Raw genomic sequence first — 21,827 nt, 5'->3', positions numbered from 1 at the left:
TAGGCTGGTGCTGAGTGCAACGAAGCCCAGCGCCGAGGCTCCATACCACATCCATGCTGGGCTTCGCGATGCTCAGCACCAGCCTACACTTTAAGTGCCCCTAGTTGCTAGCAACTAGGCTTGTTTAACTATTTACAGAACTAGCTCCGTCCCTTTTTTGGGTTGCTTACTTTTCTCAAATAGCTTGGTCCAATCGTTAGTTAACTTCTTAACTAACTCTTCATGTTGTGATGCAGGCGCTTCTATTAATTGCCGCAATTCATAAACTGACTTTGTTGCCTCGGTACGTGAGATGTCCTGCATGGGCCGGGATAATATAATCTTCAAGATTCCTGCCAGACGGACAATATTATTAGGTCCTGCCCGCGAATCATCCATTAATTTTTTAATTTCAATAATTCCCGTGGGAACGCTTCGCTCTGAACTAAAAAAAATAGCACCCCAGGACTTTTTCTTTTCCTCAAGGGGTGGAATAAATTGCGTCATATCATTAAATAATATAAATAAGGTATCATAAAGTGTGGTGCACTTAGTCTCACCTAACTCTGCGGCGACAAGATTACACACGAGTTGCTCCTTAGAAAATTGCGGAGAGCCGGTAGAAACTTTCCTAACTTCATTATTGGTAGCAAGACGGTCCTCATAAACTAAAGCCTTATCATGGTTTAACCGTTTAATAATTTCCGCCGCAATATCTGCAGGCAAGTACTTGTATGGAGTCTTAATCCCTTCCGAGCCAGGAGCATTTTGCCCTGAACGTTCCTGATGATGACGTGAGAGGTAAATGTCGACAAAGAGGTTAACAAAATTAATACGATCTTGCCCCACATCAGTAATCTCAGGCCAGACTCCATAGTCATGCATATATCGGCACATAGCATCAGTATGAATGGTTTCTATAGCCTTTCTATCTTTGCCGCTGACGCATGAACCAAAAGAATAGTCTTTAGTAACATTAAACATCAATTGTTCTAAAGAGCTTAAAAATAATTCTCGCCCATAATAGTCAAAGATATTAGTTGAACCCATTCCTGAATTTAGGACCGCTTTATAGCTCTCAAGAAGCGGTTTTAATTGTGGAATGCTTTTCTGCCGTGCCTCCATTGCGGCCACTAATGCTCTGATATAAGGATCTGAAGCTACCGTATAAAGTACTATTTTTGCCGGATTAAAGGGATGATTCGTTCTTGTTATTCGCGGCGCTGATGGATGTTGCTCCATTTCAGCATCCGCTATGTGTTTTAAATCACCATCAGGCAACCATCGGGAAATATTAATCCATGGTAAATGGATAGGACTAACTAAGGTCTGAATTAAAATGAATTGTTCAGCTGTTGCTTGTGCTGTCGCCCGTGTTAAATTTCGAGACGTATACAACCGCATAACCTCATCTGGCCATTTACCCACACCGTCTCGAGGAACAACGTGACTGCCACGATACTTTGCCCCGTATAAATCATGTAAGTTACCGTCTTTATCAAGTACATAAGAGCTATGCACCGAATAATTTGGCAACATCGGTAAGGAGCGATGACGACTACATATGAAAGAAAAGATATCCTCCAAACGTTCCTTGCTTTTAAGAGCATATTCCAAAAGATATTGTTGATGTTCCGGCAGAATCCAATACCATTGAGGAAGCCTACGAATCTGGGCGAAAGTATCCTTGTACTCCTCACGCGCCAGCATTTTTTTAAATTGCTGCAGTCGCGCATCTATTTCTGACTCTTCCTCGGTGGCAAGCGCACTAACCATTTTTTGTTGATGAAGAGGTAGCTTTAAAAACCATACGGGCAGCGGCAATACGTATTCAGCAATCTGTTGCAAGTCATTGCGCAAATTAATGGCATTTAATTTTATTTTTTTCCATTCAGTGCGAAATGTTTTAAAATCAGAAGCTAATTCGGTAACATCCGAGGGCAAATTGCAAAAATAGGATTGGATAAAATGAAGCGAAGGCTCGGAGAGTTCTTGAAACCAATGTGGCGTTTTAGGACAATTTTCTGCTTTTATTTGACGAAGTTCTTCTAATGTTTCTGCCTCATAGGGCGGCAAGGCTTTATCCACTTGCACCGTCCCCATAGGGGTTAGCGTTACTAACTCAGGACGCCCCTGTAGCATTAAAACATATTGTTCGGCTTCATTTAATAATTCAGTTGCATCCTCTCCAGATTTGTTCCAAAGAAGATGAATCATGTCGATAAGGCTAGTAGTGAACGTCTTTAATTCTTTCTGTAACTCAGAAACGCGCATTGCCGTATTGGCGTTAAAGTTATAGACATGGCGGCACTGAGCAATATGCGTTTTAATCGCCGTATCAGAAAAATGTGGATCAGTCGTTGGGCGTGGGTATGCGCTGAGAAGATACTCAAACGCTTGATAATAGCTATCGACCTTTTTTTGGAAACTTAAACGATAGTCAGGCTTATGAGGATCATAGGTTTCCACGACATAGCCAGGAAAATGGCTTTGTAACATAGATACCAGCCCCGTCAAAGTACCCTTTGGTACACGCAAAATTCCTTTTGTCATTGATATTTTCCTTACTACTTATAGTCCTTGGATTCCCTTAGAAGTAATTTATTTTTCAAATAAGTACTCCTCTATCTTCACTATTATTGTATAAATATTTCCACGAAACAATTACAATGATCAACTTAAATTTACAAAAAAACATGAAAAGGAGTTTGGTAATGGGATACATAGTGCAACATTATGTAGGTGGCCAATTTGTAAACGAAACGAACACCACAAGTCACCCTATTTATAATCCGGCATTGGGCGAAATAATTGGACAATTACACTTCGCTTCCAAAGAACTTTGCGATAAAACCATCAGTACCGCAAAAGAGGCAGGTATTGCCTGGGCTCAGACACCCGCCATTAAAAGAGCACGTATTCTTTTTAAATTTAGAGAACTCATGGAAAAACATCAACTGGATTTAGCCCGTCTAGTAACCCAAGAACATGGCAAAACTCTTGATGATGCCAAAGGTTCCGTCGCCCGCGCCATTGAAGTTGTTGAATTACATTGCGGACTGCTTAATCAACTTAAAGGAGATTACTCTACTGAAGTAGCCGGCGGTATTGATTGTCATACTCTCAGACAGCCACTTGGAGTTTGCGTAGGCATTTCCCCTTTTAATTTTCCGGTGATGGTTCCTGTGTGGATGATGATCCCAGCGATTGCCTGCGGTAACTCCTTTGTATTAAAGCCCTCCGAACAAGATCCTTCTGCCTCAGTGCGTTTATTAGAATTATTAAGCGAAGCGGGTCTGCCTGCAGGTATCGCCAACTGCTTACAAGGGGATAAGGATACGGTAGATTACTTAATTACCCATCCCGATGTTGCCGCAGTTACCGCCGTGGCATCAACGCCTGTAGCCCATTCTATTTATACGAAGGCAACCGCTCATGGCAAACGCGCCCATACTTTTGGCGGCGCGAAAAACCATTGCGTCATTATGCCTGATGCGGATATGGATCAAGCCGCCTCTGCAATTGTGGGAGCAGCCTATGGCTCCGCAGGTGAACGCTGTATGGCGATTTCTGTGGCAGTAGCTGTAGGTGATCAAGTGGCAGATGCCTTAATTGCCAAAATGACCCCTCAAATCCAAGCAATGAAAATTAATGCTGGGGATGTCGCTGACACCGATATGGGCCCCTTAGTGAGTAGTGCGCATCGCAAACGCGTCATGGCAGCGATTGATCAGGGCGTCCAAGAAGGTGCGCAGCTAATCATTGACGGCAGAGCCTACAAACAACCCGATCATCCTCAAGGCTTTTTCATTGGCCCCTGCCTCTTTGACAAAGTCACCGAACAAATGTCGGTGTATCAAAATGAAATCTTTGGGCCGGTATTAGTGGTAGTTCGAGTTAATGATTTTGAACAGGCGCTCGATTTAGTCAATAGACATCAATTTGGTAATGGTACCGCAATTTTTACCCGCGATGGCTATAGCGCCCGTGAATATTGTCAACGCGTGCAAGCAGGAATGGTTGGCGTGAATATCCCGATTCCAGTCCCTGTGGCAAACCATCCCTTTGGTGGTTGGAAACAATCATTTTTTGGTGATATTAGCTTACATGGTGATGAAAGCATTTATTTCTACACCAAATTAAAAACAGTGACGAGTAAATGGCCTACGCATGCCTTAAAAGGAAGCGCGTTTATCATGCCAACTCATGATTAAAGTCTAGGTCATTTATTTAAAATGGAGAATTAAATGGCAAAAATTGGATTTGTCGGGCTTGGTCATATGGGTCTACCTATGGCCATGAATCTCGTTAAAGCAGGACACCAAGTTACAGGATATGATTTACAACCCTCTGCCCTGCAATCTTTTGCTGCAAGTGGTGGTTTGATTGCCAATAACGTTGTTGAGGTGGCCCATGGGCAAGAAGTAGTCATTACTATGTTGCAGACCGGACAACAAGTATTGCAGGTTTGTCAGGGTGCCGAAGGCTTGTTAAGTAGCATTCCCATGGGCGCATTATTTATTGACTGCTCGACTATTGATGTCAACAGCTCACGAGAAGTGCACCAGCTGGCCACAGAAAGGCAAATTCAAGTAGTGGATGCACCAGTATCTGGAGGTACAGCTGGGGCAAGTGCCGGCACATTAACCTTTATGGTTGGTGGAGAGGAACGGGCTTTTCAAACCGCTAAGCCAATTCTTGCAGCTATGGGGCAAAAAATAATCCATACCGGAATAGCAGGAAGTGGGCAAGCCGCAAAAATTTGTAATAATATGATTCTGGGTATCTCCATGGTTGCCATTTCCGAAGCCTTTGTTCTCGCTGAGCAATTAAATCTATCGCCGCAAAAATTATTTGAGGTCGTAAGCAATGCCTCTGGTCAATGTTGGGCGATGACTAAATATGCTCCTGTTGCGGGAATACTGGACAATGTACCGGCCAATAATGACTATAAACCGGGATTTGCCGCGGCTATGATGCTAAAGGATTTATTGCTTAGCCAAGACTGTGCTCATGCGGTCAATACCAATACACCATTGGCTGCAAAAGCAACAGCACTTTATCAGCAATTCATCGATCAAGGATTCGGAGATACTGATTTTTCCGCTATTATCAAACTTATTGCTCAAGGAAAAGAGGTCTAATATGCATGCAAAGCCATCATCCCACCCACTCACTCCTAACGAAGAGTCTTTGGCTGAATTTTGGTCTAAAATTGCCAAGCAAACGCTCCAGTGGATGCAGCCTTGGCATACCGTACTTTCGGGTGATTTTAAGCAGGGAACGATTCGTTGGTTTGATGGAGGCAAACTCAATGTGAGCGCCAATTGCCTGGACCGACACCTGCCTCACAAGGCCAATCAAACAGCCATTATCTGGGAGGGTGATAATCCTGCGCATCACCACACCCTAAGTTTTGCACAATTGCATGCCGAAGTATGCCGCATGAGTAATGTACTTAAGGCACTCCATATTAAAAAAGGAGATAAAGTCGCGATTTATTTACCGATGATTTCGGAGGCAGTAATTGCGATGCTCGCCTGTGCACGTATTGGCGCCATTCATACCATCATCTTTGCCGGATTTTCTGCGCATGCATTAAAACAACGGCTAATCGCCTCGGAATGCAAATGCCTAATTACGGTAGACAGCTTTTCCCGAGGAGGCAAACCCGTTGAATTAAAAGCCCAAGTTGATGAGGCCTGTGAAGGCATGTCCTTGCAACGCCTTATCATTAAAAATAGCGATGCGGCAATTAACTTTGATAAAAATAAAGATCATTGGTGGCATGAGTTACGAAATCAAGTTAGCGCTCATTGTGAGCCAGAACCTATGGATGCTGAAGATCCCTTATTTATCTTATATACCTCCGGGAGTACTGGGCAACCTAAAGGGGTAGTGCATACAACGGGAGGATATCTGGTCCAAGCCGCATATACCCATCAACTTATTTTTGATTGTAAAGAACACGATGTCTTTTGGTGCACTGCGGATATTGGCTGGATTACGGGGCATAGTTATGTGGTGTATGGGGCCTTGTGTAATGGAATAACCAGTTTGGTTTATGAGGGGATACCTACCTGGCCAGATCCATCTAGAAATTGGCAAATAATTGATAAACATCAAGTTAGTGTGTTTTATACAGCGCCAACTGCCATACGCGCACTCATGCGCACCGGTAATCAATGGCTGGATTCAAGCAGCAGAAGTTCTTTACGCTTGCTAGGCTCAGTTGGGGAGCCAATTAATCCAGAGGCTTGGGAATGGTACTATAAACAAGTAGGTCATAGTAAATGTCCTATTGTAGATACCTGGTGGCAAACAGAAACCGGCTCGATAATGATCAGCGCTCGCCCCCATGACCCGGCCATCAAACCGGGCTCAGCCAGAAAACCAATTCCTGGTATAGTTCCAGTCTTGTTAAATGAACAAAATGAGGAAATCATCGGTGCTGGTGAAGGATTTTTGGCAATCAAATATCCCTGGCCCTCCATGGCGCGAACAATTGCCGGAGATCATCAACGTTTTTGTGACACTTATCTACATCATGGCTATTACATTACCGGGGATGGCGCCAAACGGGATGACGATGGCGATTATTGGATCACCGGACGAGTAGATGATGTTATTAATGTCTCCGGTCATCGCTTGGGTACTGCAGAAATTGAAAGTGCTTTGGTCAGCCATATCTCGGTTGCCGAAGCAGCCGTTGTGGGTATTCCTCACGATCTCAAAGGCCAAGGTATTTTTGCTTATGTTATTCTCAAACAAAATGTGTCCCTCACCAGCTCGTTAGAAATGGATTTAATTGAACAAGTCAAAAAAGAAATAAGCCCAATTGCTAAACCAGACATCATTCACTTTACCAATGAACTGCCGAAAACCCGCTCCGGCAAGATAATGCGACGTTTTTTACGCAAAATTGCTTGTAAAGAAGTGCAACACATTGATGAATTGGGTGATTTATCCACATTAGCCAACCCCAATGCTATTGAAATACTCTTAAAAGAGCTCAATAAGTAGACCATTTGCCCTTGAGTGCAACCAAGCACCCAGGGCAAATTATGAACATAACGCTGGATCTATTTCCACAAAAGCTGTATTATTAAATTACCGCATGCTTTTATTTGAGACAGTTTATGTTTAAAGTGACCTTGCATAAAGAAGACTATGCTTCGATAGCCGAGGAAGTAAGAAAGCAATTGCGTAGTGTATTTCCGGATAGTGAAATTACTAACCGCACAAATATACTTTTTGGTCCAGAATTTATGGCTCCAGCATTACGTATTGATACTCCTTCTACAAAAGTCGAATTTACTGAGCAGGAGCAAGCATATGTCAAGGAGCTACGAAGTAGAATTAATCACAGCGAGCTCAGTCCAGAGCAAAAAAAACAAAAGCAACAACACTTAGATAGCATTATCCTCTTCGGACAAATACTATTTGCTCAATCAGCCTGCCTGCACTTCTTGAAAAAACCCTTTCATAACCCAGGTACACCAGCCACCATGGAGGATATCCAAAAACTTGAAGTTCATTTAAACCAGTTAAAAAAATTGGCGGAAAATGAAGGTATTCAACATACCTCCTCAAGATTTGAAGTTTTATCAAGAAGAAAAGAATTTAACCAATATTTATCAGAAACCAAGCGCACCCTTAAAGACATCCCCTTGAGTGTCGAGGAAAAAAAGGCATTCCTGCATAATTTGCATAAGGCTCAAGACTTTTATTTTCAGGCAAATGATTTCAACTTCACCTATGCCAATAAATCTACTCGTAATTTTTCAAAATTCTTAAATAATTATGAATATTATGGCTCTAAGGTTGCATTAGCCGCATCGCTTATTTCCATTGGTGCTACCGCTCTTACGCTTATCCCTCCATTAGCCCCTATAATGGGCCCTATTGCCCTGGTAGCTACGTGCATTAGTATGGCGATTGGTGTGCCTTTGGCCTTAAAAACCGTAGGAGTTATGCTCTATAATCTTATTCGCTTTGGAGCGGCCCCTACTCCTACTGAATTGGCTACCACCGCATTAGTAGGTACCAGCATGGCATTGATGGGTGCCGGAGGGCTTATAACCCAAGGGCTAATAAGTTCTACTGCCGCCGCTGTGACACAAGGTCTTAAAGCCGTCAATGATACCGTTAAAATGATGGGTAGTATTGGTGGGAGCATTATGGCGGATCAGGCTCGTGAAAAAGTTAATCAATATAAAGAAGAATTGGCAAAAATGCAGGATGAACCAGCTCGTGATTCTACATTGCAAATTCATGCAGGTTAATGAGTGCCGCTTACCTGAATATAAGATAACATGCCGATTAAATTATCGTTTAAAGGTAAGCGTTCACGAGCTATGTAAATTTCGTCATTGCGAGCCATGGCGAAGCAACCCAGAACGATGCTTCGTTAAGACTCAGTACTGGGTTGCTTCACTTTGTTCGCAATGACAGCAGTTTTAATAGAATACATACAGCGTGAACGTGTACGTTTAAAGAAAATCTGGTACAAGCAACCAGGTCACACTCTTAGGATAGTGCGGTCTTACCTAGTGCAAGTTTAGCCATTGATTCAACAAAAGAATTAATTCATCCACGCCTTCCTTTTTTAAAGAAGAGAATGCTTGAACGCTGATTAAATGGCTGGCAAGCTCATAATGTTTCCGCACTTTTAAAACTGTATTTTTGACGTCACTGCGACTTAATTTATCTGCTTTAGTCAATAAAATATGCACGGGTAATTCACGATTCAAAGCCCAATCGATCATCATTTGATCCAGATCTTTTAAAGGATGCCGCACATCCATTAAGAGCACCAAACCCCTTAAACTTTGCCTGACATCCAAATAATGAGCCAAATGCTTTTGCCACTCCATCTTTACTTGCAAAGCAACCTTAGCGTAACCATATCCGGGCAAATCCACCAAACGGCGTTCTTCATCAAGGGAAAATAAATTAATTAATTGCGTTCGTCCTGGTGTTTTACTGGTGCGGGCCAAGCCTTTAATACCGGTTAAACAATTTAACGCACTGGACTTCCCAGCATTGGAACGCCCAGCAAAAGCCACTTCATAGCCAGTATCTTCAGGCAAATGGGTTACTCGCGCGGCGCTTTTTAAAAATACTGCTTTAGCATAAGGATTTTCTAACATAAAATACACGGCATTGGGGTTTAAACCCAGGCAGTGTACCATTATTTTACGATTTTATATAATTTTTGCAAAAATTAGGTACGATGACTTAACCCAGAGAAATCCATGAAAAAATTTGTACTAGCAGTTATTCTGTGCCTCCCGCTAGCCGTTTATGCGCAAGAAAATATCCCCGTAATCGCCGACAAAGCGATGGTCTGCGCTGCCTGTCATGGGCAATCCGGCAATAGCCTAAATCCGCAATGGCCTAATTTGGCTGGCCAGCATCCCAAATACTTCGTCAAGCAATTAAAGGATATGAAAGATAAATCGCTACGCGATGCTCCCACCATGAGCGCCTTAGTAGCAAACATGAGCGACCAAGATATGGATGACTTAGCAGCATATTATGCTAAAATGCCCTTGGCTCAGGGAAGTACTCCTAAAGAGTTTCTGCAACGCGGAGAACAGCTTTATCGAGGAGGCGACTTTACAAAAAGGATTACAGCCTGTATTGCTTGCCATGGTCCGAAAGGTACCGGTAATGCTCAAGCTGGCTTTCCAGTACTTTCTGGTCAACATGCTGCTTATACGCTATTGCAATTGCTGGCCTTTAAAGACGGCAAGCGCAAAAATGATTTAAATCATATCATGCAAGATATCAGCGGCAGGATGAGTCGAGAAGATATGGAAGCTGTAGCACATTATATTGAAGGTTTACACTAGGGAATTAAACATGTTAAAAAAACTATTTTGTTTCTTCTTACTTTTACCCACTATGGCTTTTGCTGCAGCTTTTGTTGAAGGCAAAGATTATATTGTGGTGTCCAATCCGCAGGCTGTAAAAAGCAAAACGCCGATTATTCAAGAGTTTTTCAGTTATGGTTGCCCTTGGTGTTATAAAATAGAAGCACCGTTACATCAGTGGGTAGGCGCTTTAGGAAAAGGGGTTCAGTTTGAACGTGTTCCTGTAGTATTTAAACCCAGTTGGGAACTCTATGCTAAAGCATATTACACGGCAAAAACTCTTGCACTTTCGGATAAATTAAACCCTGCTTTATTCAAAGCCATTCAGGTAGATAGAACTCCTTTAGAATCCAAGCAAACCATGATTAACTTCTTTGTTTCTCAAGGTGTTGATCGAGAAATTGCTAAAAGTGCTTTTGAAAATTCCCCAAGCATTGATATGAAAGTACAAACGGGTATGTCATTAATGGGTGCTTATCAGATTAGTGCGGTTCCGGCATTTGTGGTTAATCAAAAATATAAAACTGATTTACAATTGGCAGGTAGCCCGGAGCGTTTGATGGAAATATTAAACTATTTGGCAAAGAAATCAGCTTAAAAATAAGTAAGAAAATTTTGCCATAACGCGTAGGTTGGGTTAGCCCAACCTACGCTCAAACAATAATCCTTAATGTTAATGGCGTAGCCTGTTTGCTTGAACAATAGCTCAACTCTAAGCGCCATCTCCGGGGTTTTCTAAGCTTAAAATTCCAGTGTTAAAATCATAGGCAAAAAGCTCCGCGTAGCGTCCCCAGTCGATCATAGTGCGTAAAACACGTTCAGCTTCCTTTTCACTTAGATAATCTTCGAGCTTACTTAAGAAACGTTCTTCCGAAACACGATGACCTACCTTCTCATCCAAAATACGGCTGATGTAGCGAGCAAGTGGTACTTTTTCTAATAAACGCTGGGCGAATAATTGCTTACGCTCTTGTAAATCTGCTTCCGAGAATTGTTTCCCTAAATCGCTTAACTGAATATCCCCTGCCGAAACTTTTGCAAAACCTAAAATCTCTAAAGTCTCTAAGATGGGGAATAAATCATCAATATTCATCATCAACTCATCTGCCAATTCAGGCAAATCGATGCGCTCTTCAAATGAAGTCATCGTCTCAATTAAGCCGGTTAACTCCGAAGGCTCTACATCAGGTAGACGATATCCTAAACCAATTTGACGCTCACGCTGAGCGCGCTGAGCTTTCTCTTTAGGACCTGTAGTCATTAAAGTATAAATTTTATCGACCAGAGCGCGGAACTCAGGTGATTCAGGGTCACGTGGTTGAGGCAGCGTTACCGGTAATTCTGCACGAATATAGCCGGGGTCATTGCCAAAAATGACGATGCGATCAGCAAGATTTGCAGCCTCTTCAATATTATGGGTGACTAATAAAATACCATTGGTATTGGTTTTCTTTTCTTTCCATAACTCCAACAAGTCTGATTTTAAGTTTTCGGCTGTTAAAACATCCAATGCTGAAAAGGGTTCATCCATTAATAAAACATCCGGATTAATCACTAACGCCCGGGCAAAACCAACCCGTTGCCGCATACCTCCAGAAAGCTCCTTAGGAAAAGCTGATTCAAAGCCATCAAGACCAATAATATCAATTGCCTCAATGGCACGATGACGGCGCTCTTCTCGGCTTACCCCTTGCGCTTCAAGACCTAACTCCACATTTTCTAATACCGTAAGCCAAGGCATTAAAGCAAAGGATTGAAATACCATTGCAATCCCCGCAACTGGACTGGTAACTGGCATTCCACGGTAGGTTACCGTACCACTTGTAGGTGGAACTAAACCTGCAATGATTCGCAGTAATGTTGATTTACCTGAACCCGACTTACCTAATAATGCGACAATTTCGCCTTCTTGTAATTTAAAATTAACATCTTCAAGCACCAGCAAATCTTGCTCGGAAGCTTTTTTGAAGGACTTACGTAAGCTTTCTATAGCAATAATAGTTTCAGGCATAATCGTCTCAAGCTAGCGAAATGGTAAAAAGACCCTAATTAAAATTGAACCGCTCTTCTGCCAAACGGTACAGTGGTCGCCAAATAAGGTGATTAAACATCAGTACATACAAGCACATCATGGCCGTACCCAAAGCAATTTTTGGGAAATTACCTGTTGCGGTACTGGCTTGAATGTATGCTCCTAGGCCTGTTGCTTTCAAGGTAGTATTTCCCCAGCTCACCCATTCAGCAACAATACTGGCGTTCCAAGCGCCACCTGCTGCAGTAATTGCTCCCGTAATATAAAACGGGAAAATCCCTGGTAAGGCTAAACGCTTCCACCATAGCCAGCCTTTTAAACCAAAATTATTAGCTGCCAGGTAGAGGTCGCGGGGAATTGAGGAAGCACCAGCGATTACATTAAATAAAATATACCATTGAGTGCCTAAAATCATTAACGGCGTTACCCAAATTTGCACGTTCAAATGAAACTCAACTATGGCAATGACAAATAAGGGATAAAATAAATTAGCTGGAAATGCAGCAACAAACTGAATTATCGGTTGTATGCGCTGAGCAAGACGCGGTCTTAAACCAATCCAAACGCCAACGGGAATCCAGATTAAAGAACTTAATACAATTAGAGCAATAACTCGAGTACCTGTGGCAGCTCCCAACAAAAATACATGCAGGATGTCACTTACTTTCAATTCGGCTAAAATAAAGCGCAATAAAAACCAACCGCCACTTATCACACAGGCTAAGACCGTGAGATTCCAAAAGCGATCCAGGCGCTTTTGTCTTTTTAAATCGACTTCCTTAATGACCTTAGAATCACCGATACGAAACCAGCGCGCATTGACAAAGTTATCGGTCAAGATGTTAATCATCTCTGCAAATTGCTTCATGAGGCGGCTACCTCGCATCCAGTCAATTAGCCAAGATTGATATTCCGCTTCATCGGGTGATGCTTCAAATTTAAACTTTTCCGACCACGCAATTAAAGGCCGAAACAGTATTTGGTCATATAAAAAAATCACGATAACCATCGTTAAAATGGCATAACCAACTGCATGTAAATCTTTTTGCTGGATTGCTAAAGCAATATAAGAGCCGACTCCAGGCAAACGAATATTTTGATGAGCTACGGAAATGGCCTCGGACAAGACCACGAAAAACCAGCTTGCAGACATAGAAATCATCATATTCCATAATAATCCGGACATGGAAAAAGGAACCTCCAATTTCCAAAAACGCTGCCAGGCTGAAAGACGAAACATTGCAGAAACTTCTTGCAAATCATGAGGAAGGGTTTTCAATGATTGGTAAAATCCAAACGTCATATTCCACACCTGGGCACAGAAAATAGCAAAAATGGAGGCACACTCAGGGCCTAATAAACTATGCGGAAATAAATGAATAAACCCAGTTACTGTAATTGATAGAAAGCTCAAAACGGGTATTGATTGCAAGATATCAATAGCAGGAATTATTATTTGTTCTGCTCGTCGATTTTTTGCCGCTAAAAGTCCTATGGTAAAAGTAAAGATGATGGAAAAAAACAAGGCAATAAACATACGTATTACCGTCCGTAATGCATAAAAAGGCAGATTTTCTGGCTCTAGGGAAATAGGTATTTGGTCTCCTAACTGATAAGGAGTTGCCATCTGTGAGCCCGCCCAACCAAAAAAGAACAGGACTGCGAAAATTAAAATTAAAAGTAGTAAATCCCAGCGATTGATAAACCGACCAACTCTATCAGGATTAGCAAAGTAGAACCGACTGTTACGCACAATGCCTCCTTAATAACTTTGTCGATATAAAACACAATAGGATAGCATAAATAGCAGGCAAGTCATAGCAAACACCATGCCATCTCCTGAACGATGGCAATTGCGAATTTTTCTATTTTGCAAGCATCACAAAATAGGACTTCGAGAAGATAATTTAAAATAATTTGGTATAAAATTGAACTTTTAGTTTTTTATGGTGTCAAACGGTATGAGCATTTCCCCCGAATGCTTAGCTTCGCTTTACCCCCTCTTAAGCGAAGCAATGTTTGGCTATAGTCCAAACACGTATTTGCCCCGGTAATTACCGGGGATTTTTTTATTTAAAAAAAATGAGCTAAACTGAATCTATTGAGTTTTTGCAATCGAGAAAATAGATGAATAAACACGTTTTGAATGCCACACGCTCACTGGTTACCGCTTTAGCTCTGGGTTCACAGCTCGTTTATGCTGGGCCTGATCAAGCTCCTTTAATCGTTTGGGTTAATGAGGCTGTTGTCGCTACCTACAATTACAGCTATAAAAATTACTTGCAAGATCAAAAACAAATTGCCAAATATTTTACTGCTGACGCCTGGATTGCCTATACCAAAGCACTCAATGCGTCCCAGCTACCGGAGGCAGTACAAAAAAACCTATATTATGTTAGTGCAGTCCCCACCGAGCCACCAGTAATCACCCCCATTGATGCAACGCACTGGAAAGCAGTCACCAACTTACTCGTTGTTTATCAAAATCCTCAGTACCAACAGCATCAGACGCTTAAAGTTACCATAAACTTCGGGGTGGCCCCATCAGGCCAGGGGGTTCGTGGCTATACAATTACCAACTTACAAGCAGTAGTTGCCAAACCGCCTTGTCAATGCCCTATTGAAGAAGAAACGGCGCCTCCCCCTAATGTAGGAAATGCCAAGCAATAATTCCCAGTTGAAAAACAATTAAGACGCCGATTAAAATTAAAATTACATTTAATTTTTTCGGCATAGTCACATCTAAGGCGGATTGCTCTGGGTGGTTGGGGTTATAATAGATATCAATTTCTTCATCTCCCTTGAAAGCAACCGCCGCTTTATAAGCAACCCGGCGCGCATATTTGCTGTTAGGGGTATTATGTGTAGTATCTAAAAATAGGTATTGCCCGACTAAATCTTTCTCATGTACTTGATAGGTATATTCAATTTTTGGCCATACGCTGTGTCCTGCTTTAGTCCATTCGCAACGTGTTACATGACCTTTTGCTCTCAGCCAAGTTTTCGCGCGCACTAAAGATTGCCGATCGCGCCAAAAGTGCAGGAAGAGTCCCAGCAAAACCACTAACCACCCCAAATCCAGCAGCCATCGCCAAACATTAAGCCAAGTCATCCTGGGATCCTATAAATGTCGTGTGTTTATATAGTATATAATGAGATATAAGTATTTACGCGAAACAACCAGCCTAAATTAATTAATCCTGGATGTAGCACCCCAAAAGTTCGAGACACAGAAGCCTGGATTACTTCACTTGCATTACAGCAATGACGGAATTTTTCATGCCTGTAAACTATAGGCTGGGCTGTTAAGCCCAGCATTGGGGGCACTCGGAGCTGCTTTTGCTGGGCTTGACAGCCCAGCCTACCATTATTATAGATTATAGGCATTATCCCGAAACCCAATTATCTTCGTGCTTTTTAAAGTAGCATTTTCAAGTATCTTGAGTATAATCTTTCTCAATCAAGACGCGAAAAAAGGACACACGCAATGACTGCTAAAACCCCACTACATGCAACCCATTTAAAATGTGGTGCTAAAATGGTTAATTTTCATGGATGGGAGATGCCGCTGCATTATGGCTCTCAACTCAATGAGCATCACCAGGTACGTCAGGACGCCGGGATTTTTGATGTTTCGCATATGACCATTATTGACATACTTGGAGCCGGCGGTCGTCTATTCTTACGTAAATTACTCACCAATGATGTTGATGTATTAGAGCATAATGGCAAGGCTCTCTACAGCTGCATGTGTAATGAACACGGTGGCATCATCGATGATCTAATTGTCTATCAACGAGCCTCTGACAATTACCGCGTTGTACTTAACTCAGCAACAAGACAAGAGGATTTAGCTTGGATCCGTAAGGCAAGCGAAGGCTTTGCCGTAGGATTACAAGAACGCAGAGATCTTGCCATGATCGCAGTGCAAGGCCCTAACGCTATTGCCAAAGCCTGCTCCATCCTAAATCCCGCACAAATTGATGCGGTTTCTACCCTTACTCATTTTGAGTGTGTTGATGTAGAACAATGGTTTTTTGCTCGCACCGGCTATACCGGTGAAGATGGGCTTGAGATTATTGTCCCGCAAGATCAAGTAACCCAATTATGGGACGATTTAATGCAAGCAGGAGTACGCCCCTGCGGATTAGCTGCTCGCGATACCCTAAGGCTTGAAGCAGGAATGCTCTTATATGGTCAAGATATGGATACTTCCACCACCCCATTGGAATCAGGCTTAGCTTGGACTATAAAATGGGAGCCAGCTGATCGCAATTTTATTGGTATGGGCGCACTCGTATCACAAAAACAACTCGGTATTAAACGTAAAATGGTCGGTCTAACCCTATTAGAAAAAGGAATTATGCGTCACGGACAGCGCGTTGTGATTGACGGTCAGGCTGACGGTGTGATTACTAGTGGCAGTTTCTCACCAACTCTTGGATATTCAATCGCCCTAGCTCGTGTACCTGTCGAAACCGGCACAGAAGTAATGGTTGATATCCGTGGCAAATTAATTCCTGCAACTGTAGGTAAACCGCGTTTTGTTAAAAATGGGAAAGCAATATAAGCCCCCTTCCCCTAGATGAATACGATGGGGATTTTGATATAAGTAGAAAATTAAGGATGAATGCAATGAACGATTTAAAATTTACCTCAACCCATGAATGGCTTAAAGAAGAACAGAGTGAAGTGGTTATCGGAATTACCGACCATGCTCAACAATTATTAGGTGATATGGTTTTTGTCGAACTACCGGAGATAGGTGATGCGGTAGATGCGGGTGATGAGTTGGGGGTAGTGGAATCGGTAAAAGCAGCGTCAGACTTTTATGCGCCAATTAGCGGTATTGTTACGGCAATCAATGAGGCAGTTGTGGAAAATCCGGCTATAGTTAATACAGATCCCTATAATGCTGGTTGGCTTGTTAAATTGAAACCGAGCGACCTCAGCGAAATTGACAACTTATTAACTGCTGAAGAATACCAAAATGAGACAGCTGAGGAACATTAATCATGCCTTATATTCCCCACACACCTAAAGATACCCAACAAATGCTTGAAGCCATTGGCGTGCGAGACACCCAAACTTTATTTGATGAGATTCCTGCGGCCCTACAATACGCAGGTTTTCAACAAATTCCCTCAGGCCTCAATGAAATGGAGATGTTAAACGAAGCACGGACACTAGCTGATAAAAACCATAATGGAATCTGCTTTATAGGTGCAGGAAGCTATGAACATCATATCCCTGCCGCAGTGTGGGACATCGCATCGCGCGGTGAATTTTTAACTGCTTATACCCCTTATCAAGCCGAAGCCAGCCAGGGCACCTTGCAATTACTCTATGAATTTCAAACCATGATTTGTGAACTCACAGGCATGGATGTAGCCAATGCCTCGATGTATGATGGAGCAACCGCTCTTGCTGAGGCGATTTTAATGGCCGTAAGAGTAAATAAACACAGCAAATCCAACCGTGTTCTGGTTGCCGGTACGGTGCATCCCTTATACCGAGAAACCATTAAAACCATTCTCAGCACGCAGCATATTGAAATGGTTACCCTTCCCTTTGATGAACAACAAGGAATTACTGACCTTAACATCTTAAATAATTATGCCGGTGAAGACATTACCGCTTTAGTCGTTGCTCAGCCTAATTTCTTTGGTTGCTTGGAAGCGGTGGATCAACTCAGCGATTGGGCCCATCAGAATAAAGTTATTAGTATTGCCTGTGTTAACCCCATCTCCTTAGCCTTATTTAAGCAGCCTGGCCAATGGGGTGCATATGGAGTGGATATCGTCTGTGGTGAAGGCCAACCCTTAGGCGCACCAATGGCATCGGGCGGCCCCTATTTTGGTTTCCTCAGCACCCGTATGGCGCATGTACGGCAAATGCCTGGCCGCATTATTGGCTGTACTGTTGATAAAGATGGTAAACGTGGATTTACCCTAACCTTGCAAGCACGCGAACAACATATTCGTCGTGCAAAGGCCACATCAAATATCTGTACTAACCAAGGATTGCTGGTTACCGCAGCCACTATCCACATGAGCCTTTTGGGTGCAGAGGGATTGCGAGAAGTAGCGAATCAATGTTACCAAAACACGCATGAATTAGCTGAACAGCTTAGCCAAATTGACGGTGTAGAGCATGTATTTAGCGCTCCTTATTTTCATGAAGTAGTACTTAAGCTAAATAAGCCTGTATCGGACGTGTTAAAGCAATTAGCAACTGCAGGCATTGCTGGCGGCTATGCGCTTGAAACTCACTACCCGCAACTGAAAAATATGCTTCTAGTTTGTGCTACAGAAATGCGCACAGCAGAAGATTTAACTCTTTATAAGAGTTCATTGCAAACCATTATGAGCCAACGAGGTGCCTAAATGTTTGTTATTCAATTAACTTATTTGGTACCGGCCATGGAGGTAGATAAGTACCTTAATGCGCACAGGGAGTTTTTAGATTATTACTACAAGCAAGGTTTACTCGTGGCTTCTGGCCCGATGAAACCACGTACTGGCGGCATTATTATTGCAGCAACTAATGACCGAGCCTATATTGAGTCCATCTTTAAAAAGGATCCTTATTTTTTAGCAGAAATAGCAAGCTATGAATTCATTGAATTCACCCCTGTAAAGCATCGAGATGAACTCAAAGAACTTATTCAAAAAATGGAAGGCAAATTATGTTGATTTTTGAATTATCCCAACAGAACCGCAGGGCTACAGCCCAAGCGCCCAAAACTACTTCTAGCAAATATGCTATTCCCGAGGAATTTCAACGCCTAACCCCTCCAAGAATGCCTGCCTGCTCTGAATTACAAGTAGTGCGTCATTTTACACGTCTTTCCCATAAAAATTTTGCTATTGATAGCAATTTTTATCCTTTAGGCTCGTGTACAATGAAATACAATCCACGTGGCGTGCATAAAGCAGCCTCTATGCCTAATTTTCTTAACCGGCATCCTCTGGCTCCAGAACAAGACAGTCAAGGCTTTCTAGAGCCCCTTTATCGCTTACAAGAGTATATTGCTGAAATCACCGGAATGCCCGGAGTTTCGTTAACGCCCATGGCTGGTTCACAAGGTGAGTTTGCCGGTGTTGCCATGATCAAAGCCTATCATCAATCGCGCGGAGATACGGCACGTGATGAAATGCTTATTCCAGATGCAGCTCATGGCACCAACCCCGCTTCTGCGGTTATGTGTGGTTTTAAAATTGTGGAAATTGCCACTGCAGCCGATGGCGATATTGATCTGGAAGAATTAAAAAGCAAGTTAGGCCCCAAAACTGCAGGTATTATGCTTACCAATCCGTCAACCTTAGGATTGTTTATGCGACAAATTAAAGAAATTGCTGCACTCGTGCATCAGGCTGGGGGTTTACTTTATTATGACGGTGCCAACCTGAATGCCATTCTCGGTAAAGTAAGGCCAGGAGACATGGGGTTTGATGTGATGCATCTTAACTTACATAAAACCTTTGCGACCCCCCATGGCGGTGGCGGCCCAGGCTCAGGACCTGTTGCCGTAGGGAAACGTTTGCTTCCGTTTATGCCTTTGCCTGTAGTAAAAAAGACGGATGCAGGGTATCAATGGGCAACGCGGCAAGATTACCCGCAAAGCATTGGACGTCTATCCTGTTTTATGGGCAATGCCGGTATTTTATTGCGTGCTTATTTTTACATTCGTGTTTTAGGTAAAGAAGGTTTATTACGTGTCTCTGAGTTTGCGACCTTAAATGCCAATTACCTGCTAAAAGAGCTCAGCAAAATAGGCTTTACTGCTGCTTATCCCAGCCGACGTGCATCTCATGAGTTTATCCTCACCTTAAATCCAGAGAAAAAAGCCTATGGAATTACCGCGATGGATTTGGCGAAACGCCTGTTGGATTACCGAGTGCATGCACCAACCACCTATTTCCCATTATTAATTCCAGAGTGTTTGCTTATTGAGCCAACAGAAACTGAAAGTAAAGAGGAGCTGGATAATTTCGTGGCGATAATGAAAACCATCCGCCAAGAAGCGATTGATAATCCGCAACTACTCAAAGATGCACCACATAGCTTGCCTGTGAAACGCCTAGATGATGTGAAAGCTGCCAGAGAGTTGGATTTAAATTATTTTGCCACTCATGATAAGTAGATAGAAAGCCTGGTTGCTTGCAGCCAGGCTTTCTCTAATTAATCGAGTAATCCTTCCTTCATAGTAATAAAACTACGATTGAGCTATTATTGGCATTTTTTCGCTTCTTGGAACTTACATATGCATACTGCTATTATTATTCCTGCACGTTATGCTTCGACCCGTTTACCGGGAAAACCTTTAGCTCTCATCCGCGGCCAAACCATGTTACAGCGTGTTGTCGCACTTTCACGTGCCGCAGCAGTAGGTCTAAACGATATTTCAATTATTGTCGCCACCGATGATCAGCGCATTGTCGAGCACTGCCAAACCCTGGAAGTCGATGTAGTGATGACTTCAGCAAACGCCTTGACTGGTACTGATCGGGTTGCAGAAGCGGTACGTCAAATGCCATGCAGGCCGGATTTTGTTTTAAATATGCAGGGAGACGCTCCATTAACCCCCCCAGATTTCTTACGCGCCCTAATTGATGCCTTTGCCACCACACCTTGCGACGTGGTAACACCAGTAACTCAATTGACATGGAAGCAGTTAGATGAATTACGCCACAATAAGCAAACAACCCCTTTTAGCGGCACCACAGCCGTATTTGATGCCCAAAATGGCAAAGCCTTCTGGTTTAGTAAAAATATTATTCCAGCCGTACGCAAAGAAGCTGAATTACGACAAAAAACAAATAAAAGTCCTATATTTCGCCATATAGGCTTATACGGCTATTCTTTAGCAATGCTGGAGAAATTTATTACTTTGCCAGAAAGTACCTTTGAACAACTGGAAGGCTTAGAGCAACTGCGCATATTAGAAAATGGTTATCACATTCGTTGTATTCCAGTAGACTACCAAGGTCGAGCCAATATGTCTGGCGTGGATAGCCCTGAAGATATCGCACGTGCAGAAGTATTAATTAGCCAACATGGCGAACTACTACCAATAGAGGCTTTCTAGATGATGAGTACTCGATTATTAATTGCACGCCATGGTAATACCTTTGCCCCAGGAGAAATCGTTCGCCGTGTTGGAACTACCGATCTCCCTTTAGTAGAAAGTGGCCTGCTGCAAGGATATGCATTGGGAGCCTATTTAAAGCAAGAGCGACTTATCCCTGATGTCATTTTTACCTCGACCTTACAACGCACTATTCAAACGGCAGAGCAAGCGCAAAAGGCGATGGGAACTCAACTACCCATGGAAAACCTGTCCATTTTTAATGAACTTGACTATGGTCCCGATGAAAATCAACCGGAAGAGAATGTGGTAGCGCGTCTTGGTAAAGAAGCCCTTGCTGCCTGGGAAGCTCAAGCACTGGTACCCAGTGGCTGGCAGGTTTCTCCAGCAGAGATAATTACAAACTGGCAACACTTTGCCGAACATTTACGCCAACAGTACCAGGGAAAAACCTGTCTCGTCATTACCAGTAATGGCATTGCCCGTTTTGCGCCCTATCTTACCGGTGATTTCGCAGCATTTAGTGCGCAATATCCCATTAAAATTGCGACTGGAGCTCTTTGTATTTTTACGAATGAACTTAGGTCTAGCGTATGGAACTGTTTGGGCTGGAATGTGAAGCCGCCAAGATAGTTCGGGATTTTTAGCCTCCAGCCTTTTTATTTATCTTAATGAAAAAGGGGCAAATATTGCTAAGCCTAGACAAAATTAGTTATCGGATATACACATAAAGGCATAGCCTTTCAGATGATCGTTGAGGGCTTTAGGATCTAATTGGGCTTCATCACGCTCGCCAACGTACACGTTTCCAAATAATTTTGTGTCCACTCATTCTGCATCACCACTC

At 42.7% G+C, this 21,827-nt stretch carries 19 protein-coding genes; 14 read left to right on the top strand and 5 right to left on the bottom strand.

The window, feature by feature from the left end; all coding sequences use genetic code 11:
- Nucleotides 1-132: 132 nt before the first annotated feature.
- Entirely contained in the window at nucleotides 133-2,532 is a 2,400-nt protein-coding gene (locus tag BN3124_RS08635) for a hypothetical protein (RefSeq protein ID WP_058534396.1), read from the bottom strand.
- 161 nt (nucleotides 2,533-2,693) lie between these two features.
- On the opposite strand from BN3124_RS08635, the gene BN3124_RS08630 reads away from it, so the two are divergent.
- The 4 genes from BN3124_RS08630 to BN3124_RS08615 all read left to right on the top strand — a co-directional run bounded on the left by BN3124_RS08630 (nucleotide 2,694) and on the right by BN3124_RS08615 (nucleotide 8,264).
- Nucleotides 2,694-4,193, top strand: coding sequence for a CoA-acylating methylmalonate-semialdehyde dehydrogenase (locus BN3124_RS08630; protein ID WP_058534395.1), 1,500 nt, complete (start codon nucleotides 2,694-2,696; stop codon nucleotides 4,191-4,193).
- A 33-nt stretch (nucleotides 4,194-4,226) separates the two neighbouring features.
- The gene (gene mmsB, locus BN3124_RS08625) at nucleotides 4,227-5,123 is read left to right on the top strand and encodes a 3-hydroxyisobutyrate dehydrogenase (protein ID WP_058534394.1); all 897 of its coding nucleotides are present in this window, start codon (nucleotides 4,227-4,229) and stop codon (nucleotides 5,121-5,123) included.
- A gap of 1 nt (nucleotide 5,124) precedes the next feature.
- Complete coding sequence (gene acs / locus BN3124_RS08620) at nucleotides 5,125-7,002, top strand: acetate--CoA ligase (protein ID WP_058534393.1); 1,878 nt, start codon at nucleotides 5,125-5,127, stop codon at nucleotides 7,000-7,002.
- 116 nt (nucleotides 7,003-7,118) lie between these two features.
- Complete coding sequence (locus BN3124_RS08615; protein ID WP_058534392.1) at nucleotides 7,119-8,264, top strand: hypothetical protein; 1,146 nt, start codon at nucleotides 7,119-7,121, stop codon at nucleotides 8,262-8,264.
- 264 nt (nucleotides 8,265-8,528) lie between these two features.
- Here BN3124_RS08615 and yihA read toward each other — a convergent pair whose 3' ends face one another.
- Nucleotides 8,529-9,131: a ribosome biogenesis GTP-binding protein YihA/YsxC gene (gene yihA / locus BN3124_RS08610; RefSeq protein ID WP_058534391.1), complete on the bottom strand. Its 603-nt coding sequence runs from the start codon at nucleotides 9,129-9,131 to the stop codon at nucleotides 8,529-8,531.
- A 105-nt stretch (nucleotides 9,132-9,236) separates the two neighbouring features.
- Between yihA and BN3124_RS08605 the strand changes: the two genes are divergently transcribed.
- Together BN3124_RS08605 and BN3124_RS08600 are read left to right on the top strand one after the other, a co-directional pair.
- Nucleotides 9,237-9,836 (top strand): c-type cytochrome, encoded by a 600-nt coding sequence (locus tag BN3124_RS08605; RefSeq protein ID WP_058534390.1) that lies wholly within the window; start codon nucleotides 9,237-9,239, stop codon nucleotides 9,834-9,836.
- Nucleotides 9,837-9,846: 10 nt separating this feature from the next.
- Entirely contained in the window at nucleotides 9,847-10,455 is a 609-nt protein-coding gene (locus tag BN3124_RS08600) for a thiol:disulfide interchange protein DsbA/DsbL (protein WP_058534389.1), read from the top strand.
- Between the two features lie 114 nt (nucleotides 10,456-10,569).
- Here the strand turns inward: BN3124_RS08600 and BN3124_RS08595 are convergent, their stop codons facing one another.
- Nucleotides 10,570-11,868 (bottom strand): ABC transporter ATP-binding protein, encoded by a 1,299-nt coding sequence (locus tag BN3124_RS08595; protein WP_058534388.1) that lies wholly within the window; start codon nucleotides 11,866-11,868, stop codon nucleotides 10,570-10,572.
- 34 nt (nucleotides 11,869-11,902) lie between these two features.
- Complete coding sequence (locus tag BN3124_RS08590) at nucleotides 11,903-13,642, bottom strand: ABC transporter permease (protein ID WP_058534387.1); 1,740 nt, start codon at nucleotides 13,640-13,642, stop codon at nucleotides 11,903-11,905.
- Nucleotides 13,643-14,016: 374 nt separating this feature from the next.
- Here BN3124_RS08590 and BN3124_RS08585 point away from each other — a divergent pair, with 374 nt between their 5' ends.
- The gene (locus tag BN3124_RS08585; RefSeq protein ID WP_058534386.1) at nucleotides 14,017-14,559 is read left to right on the top strand and encodes a DotI/IcmL family type IV secretion protein; all 543 of its coding nucleotides are present in this window, start codon (nucleotides 14,017-14,019) and stop codon (nucleotides 14,557-14,559) included.
- Here the strand turns inward: BN3124_RS08585 and BN3124_RS08580 are convergent.
- A complete protein-coding gene (locus BN3124_RS08580) occupies nucleotides 14,534-15,001 on the bottom strand; it encodes a DUF3592 domain-containing protein (protein WP_058534385.1) in 468 nt (155 codons plus the stop codon). The genes BN3124_RS08585 and BN3124_RS08580 overlap by 26 nt on opposite strands.
- Before the next feature lie 375 nt (nucleotides 15,002-15,376).
- On the opposite strand from BN3124_RS08580, the gene gcvT reads away from it, so the two are divergent.
- The 7 genes from gcvT to BN3124_RS08540 all read left to right on the top strand — a co-directional run bounded on the left by gcvT (nucleotide 15,377) and on the right by BN3124_RS08540 (nucleotide 21,613).
- Nucleotides 15,377-16,459, top strand: coding sequence for a glycine cleavage system aminomethyltransferase GcvT (gene gcvT / locus BN3124_RS08570; protein ID WP_058534383.1), 1,083 nt, complete (start codon nucleotides 15,377-15,379; stop codon nucleotides 16,457-16,459).
- A gap of 65 nt (nucleotides 16,460-16,524) precedes the next feature.
- Complete coding sequence (gene gcvH / locus BN3124_RS08565; protein WP_058534382.1) at nucleotides 16,525-16,902, top strand: glycine cleavage system protein GcvH; 378 nt, start codon at nucleotides 16,525-16,527, stop codon at nucleotides 16,900-16,902.
- 2 nt (nucleotides 16,903-16,904) lie between these two features.
- A complete protein-coding gene (gene gcvPA, locus BN3124_RS08560; protein WP_058534381.1) occupies nucleotides 16,905-18,275 on the top strand; it encodes an aminomethyl-transferring glycine dehydrogenase subunit GcvPA in 1,371 nt (456 codons plus the stop codon).
- The gene (locus BN3124_RS08555) at nucleotides 18,276-18,584 is read left to right on the top strand and encodes a YciI family protein (protein ID WP_058534380.1); all 309 of its coding nucleotides are present in this window, start codon (nucleotides 18,276-18,278) and stop codon (nucleotides 18,582-18,584) included.
- Nucleotides 18,578-20,035, top strand: a complete 1,458-nt coding sequence (gcvPB, locus tag BN3124_RS08550; RefSeq protein WP_058534379.1) for an aminomethyl-transferring glycine dehydrogenase subunit GcvPB — start codon at nucleotides 18,578-18,580, stop codon at nucleotides 20,033-20,035. Before BN3124_RS08555 ends, gcvPB begins: the two co-directional genes overlap by 7 nt.
- A 120-nt stretch (nucleotides 20,036-20,155) precedes the next feature.
- Nucleotides 20,156-20,980: a 3-deoxy-manno-octulosonate cytidylyltransferase gene (gene kdsB / locus BN3124_RS08545; RefSeq protein ID WP_058534378.1), complete on the top strand. Its 825-nt coding sequence runs from the start codon at nucleotides 20,156-20,158 to the stop codon at nucleotides 20,978-20,980.
- Nucleotides 20,981-21,613: a histidine phosphatase family protein gene (locus BN3124_RS08540; RefSeq protein WP_230849122.1), complete on the top strand. Its 633-nt coding sequence runs from the start codon at nucleotides 20,981-20,983 to the stop codon at nucleotides 21,611-21,613.
- The last annotated feature ends 214 nt before the right edge of the window (nucleotides 21,614-21,827 follow it).

It is taken from the genome of Legionella saoudiensis, assembly GCF_001465875.1.
In the GTDB taxonomy this organism is placed as follows: domain Bacteria; phylum Pseudomonadota; class Gammaproteobacteria; order Legionellales; family Legionellaceae; genus Legionella; species Legionella saoudiensis.
This window is presented reverse-complemented; position numbering and strand designations above follow the sequence as displayed.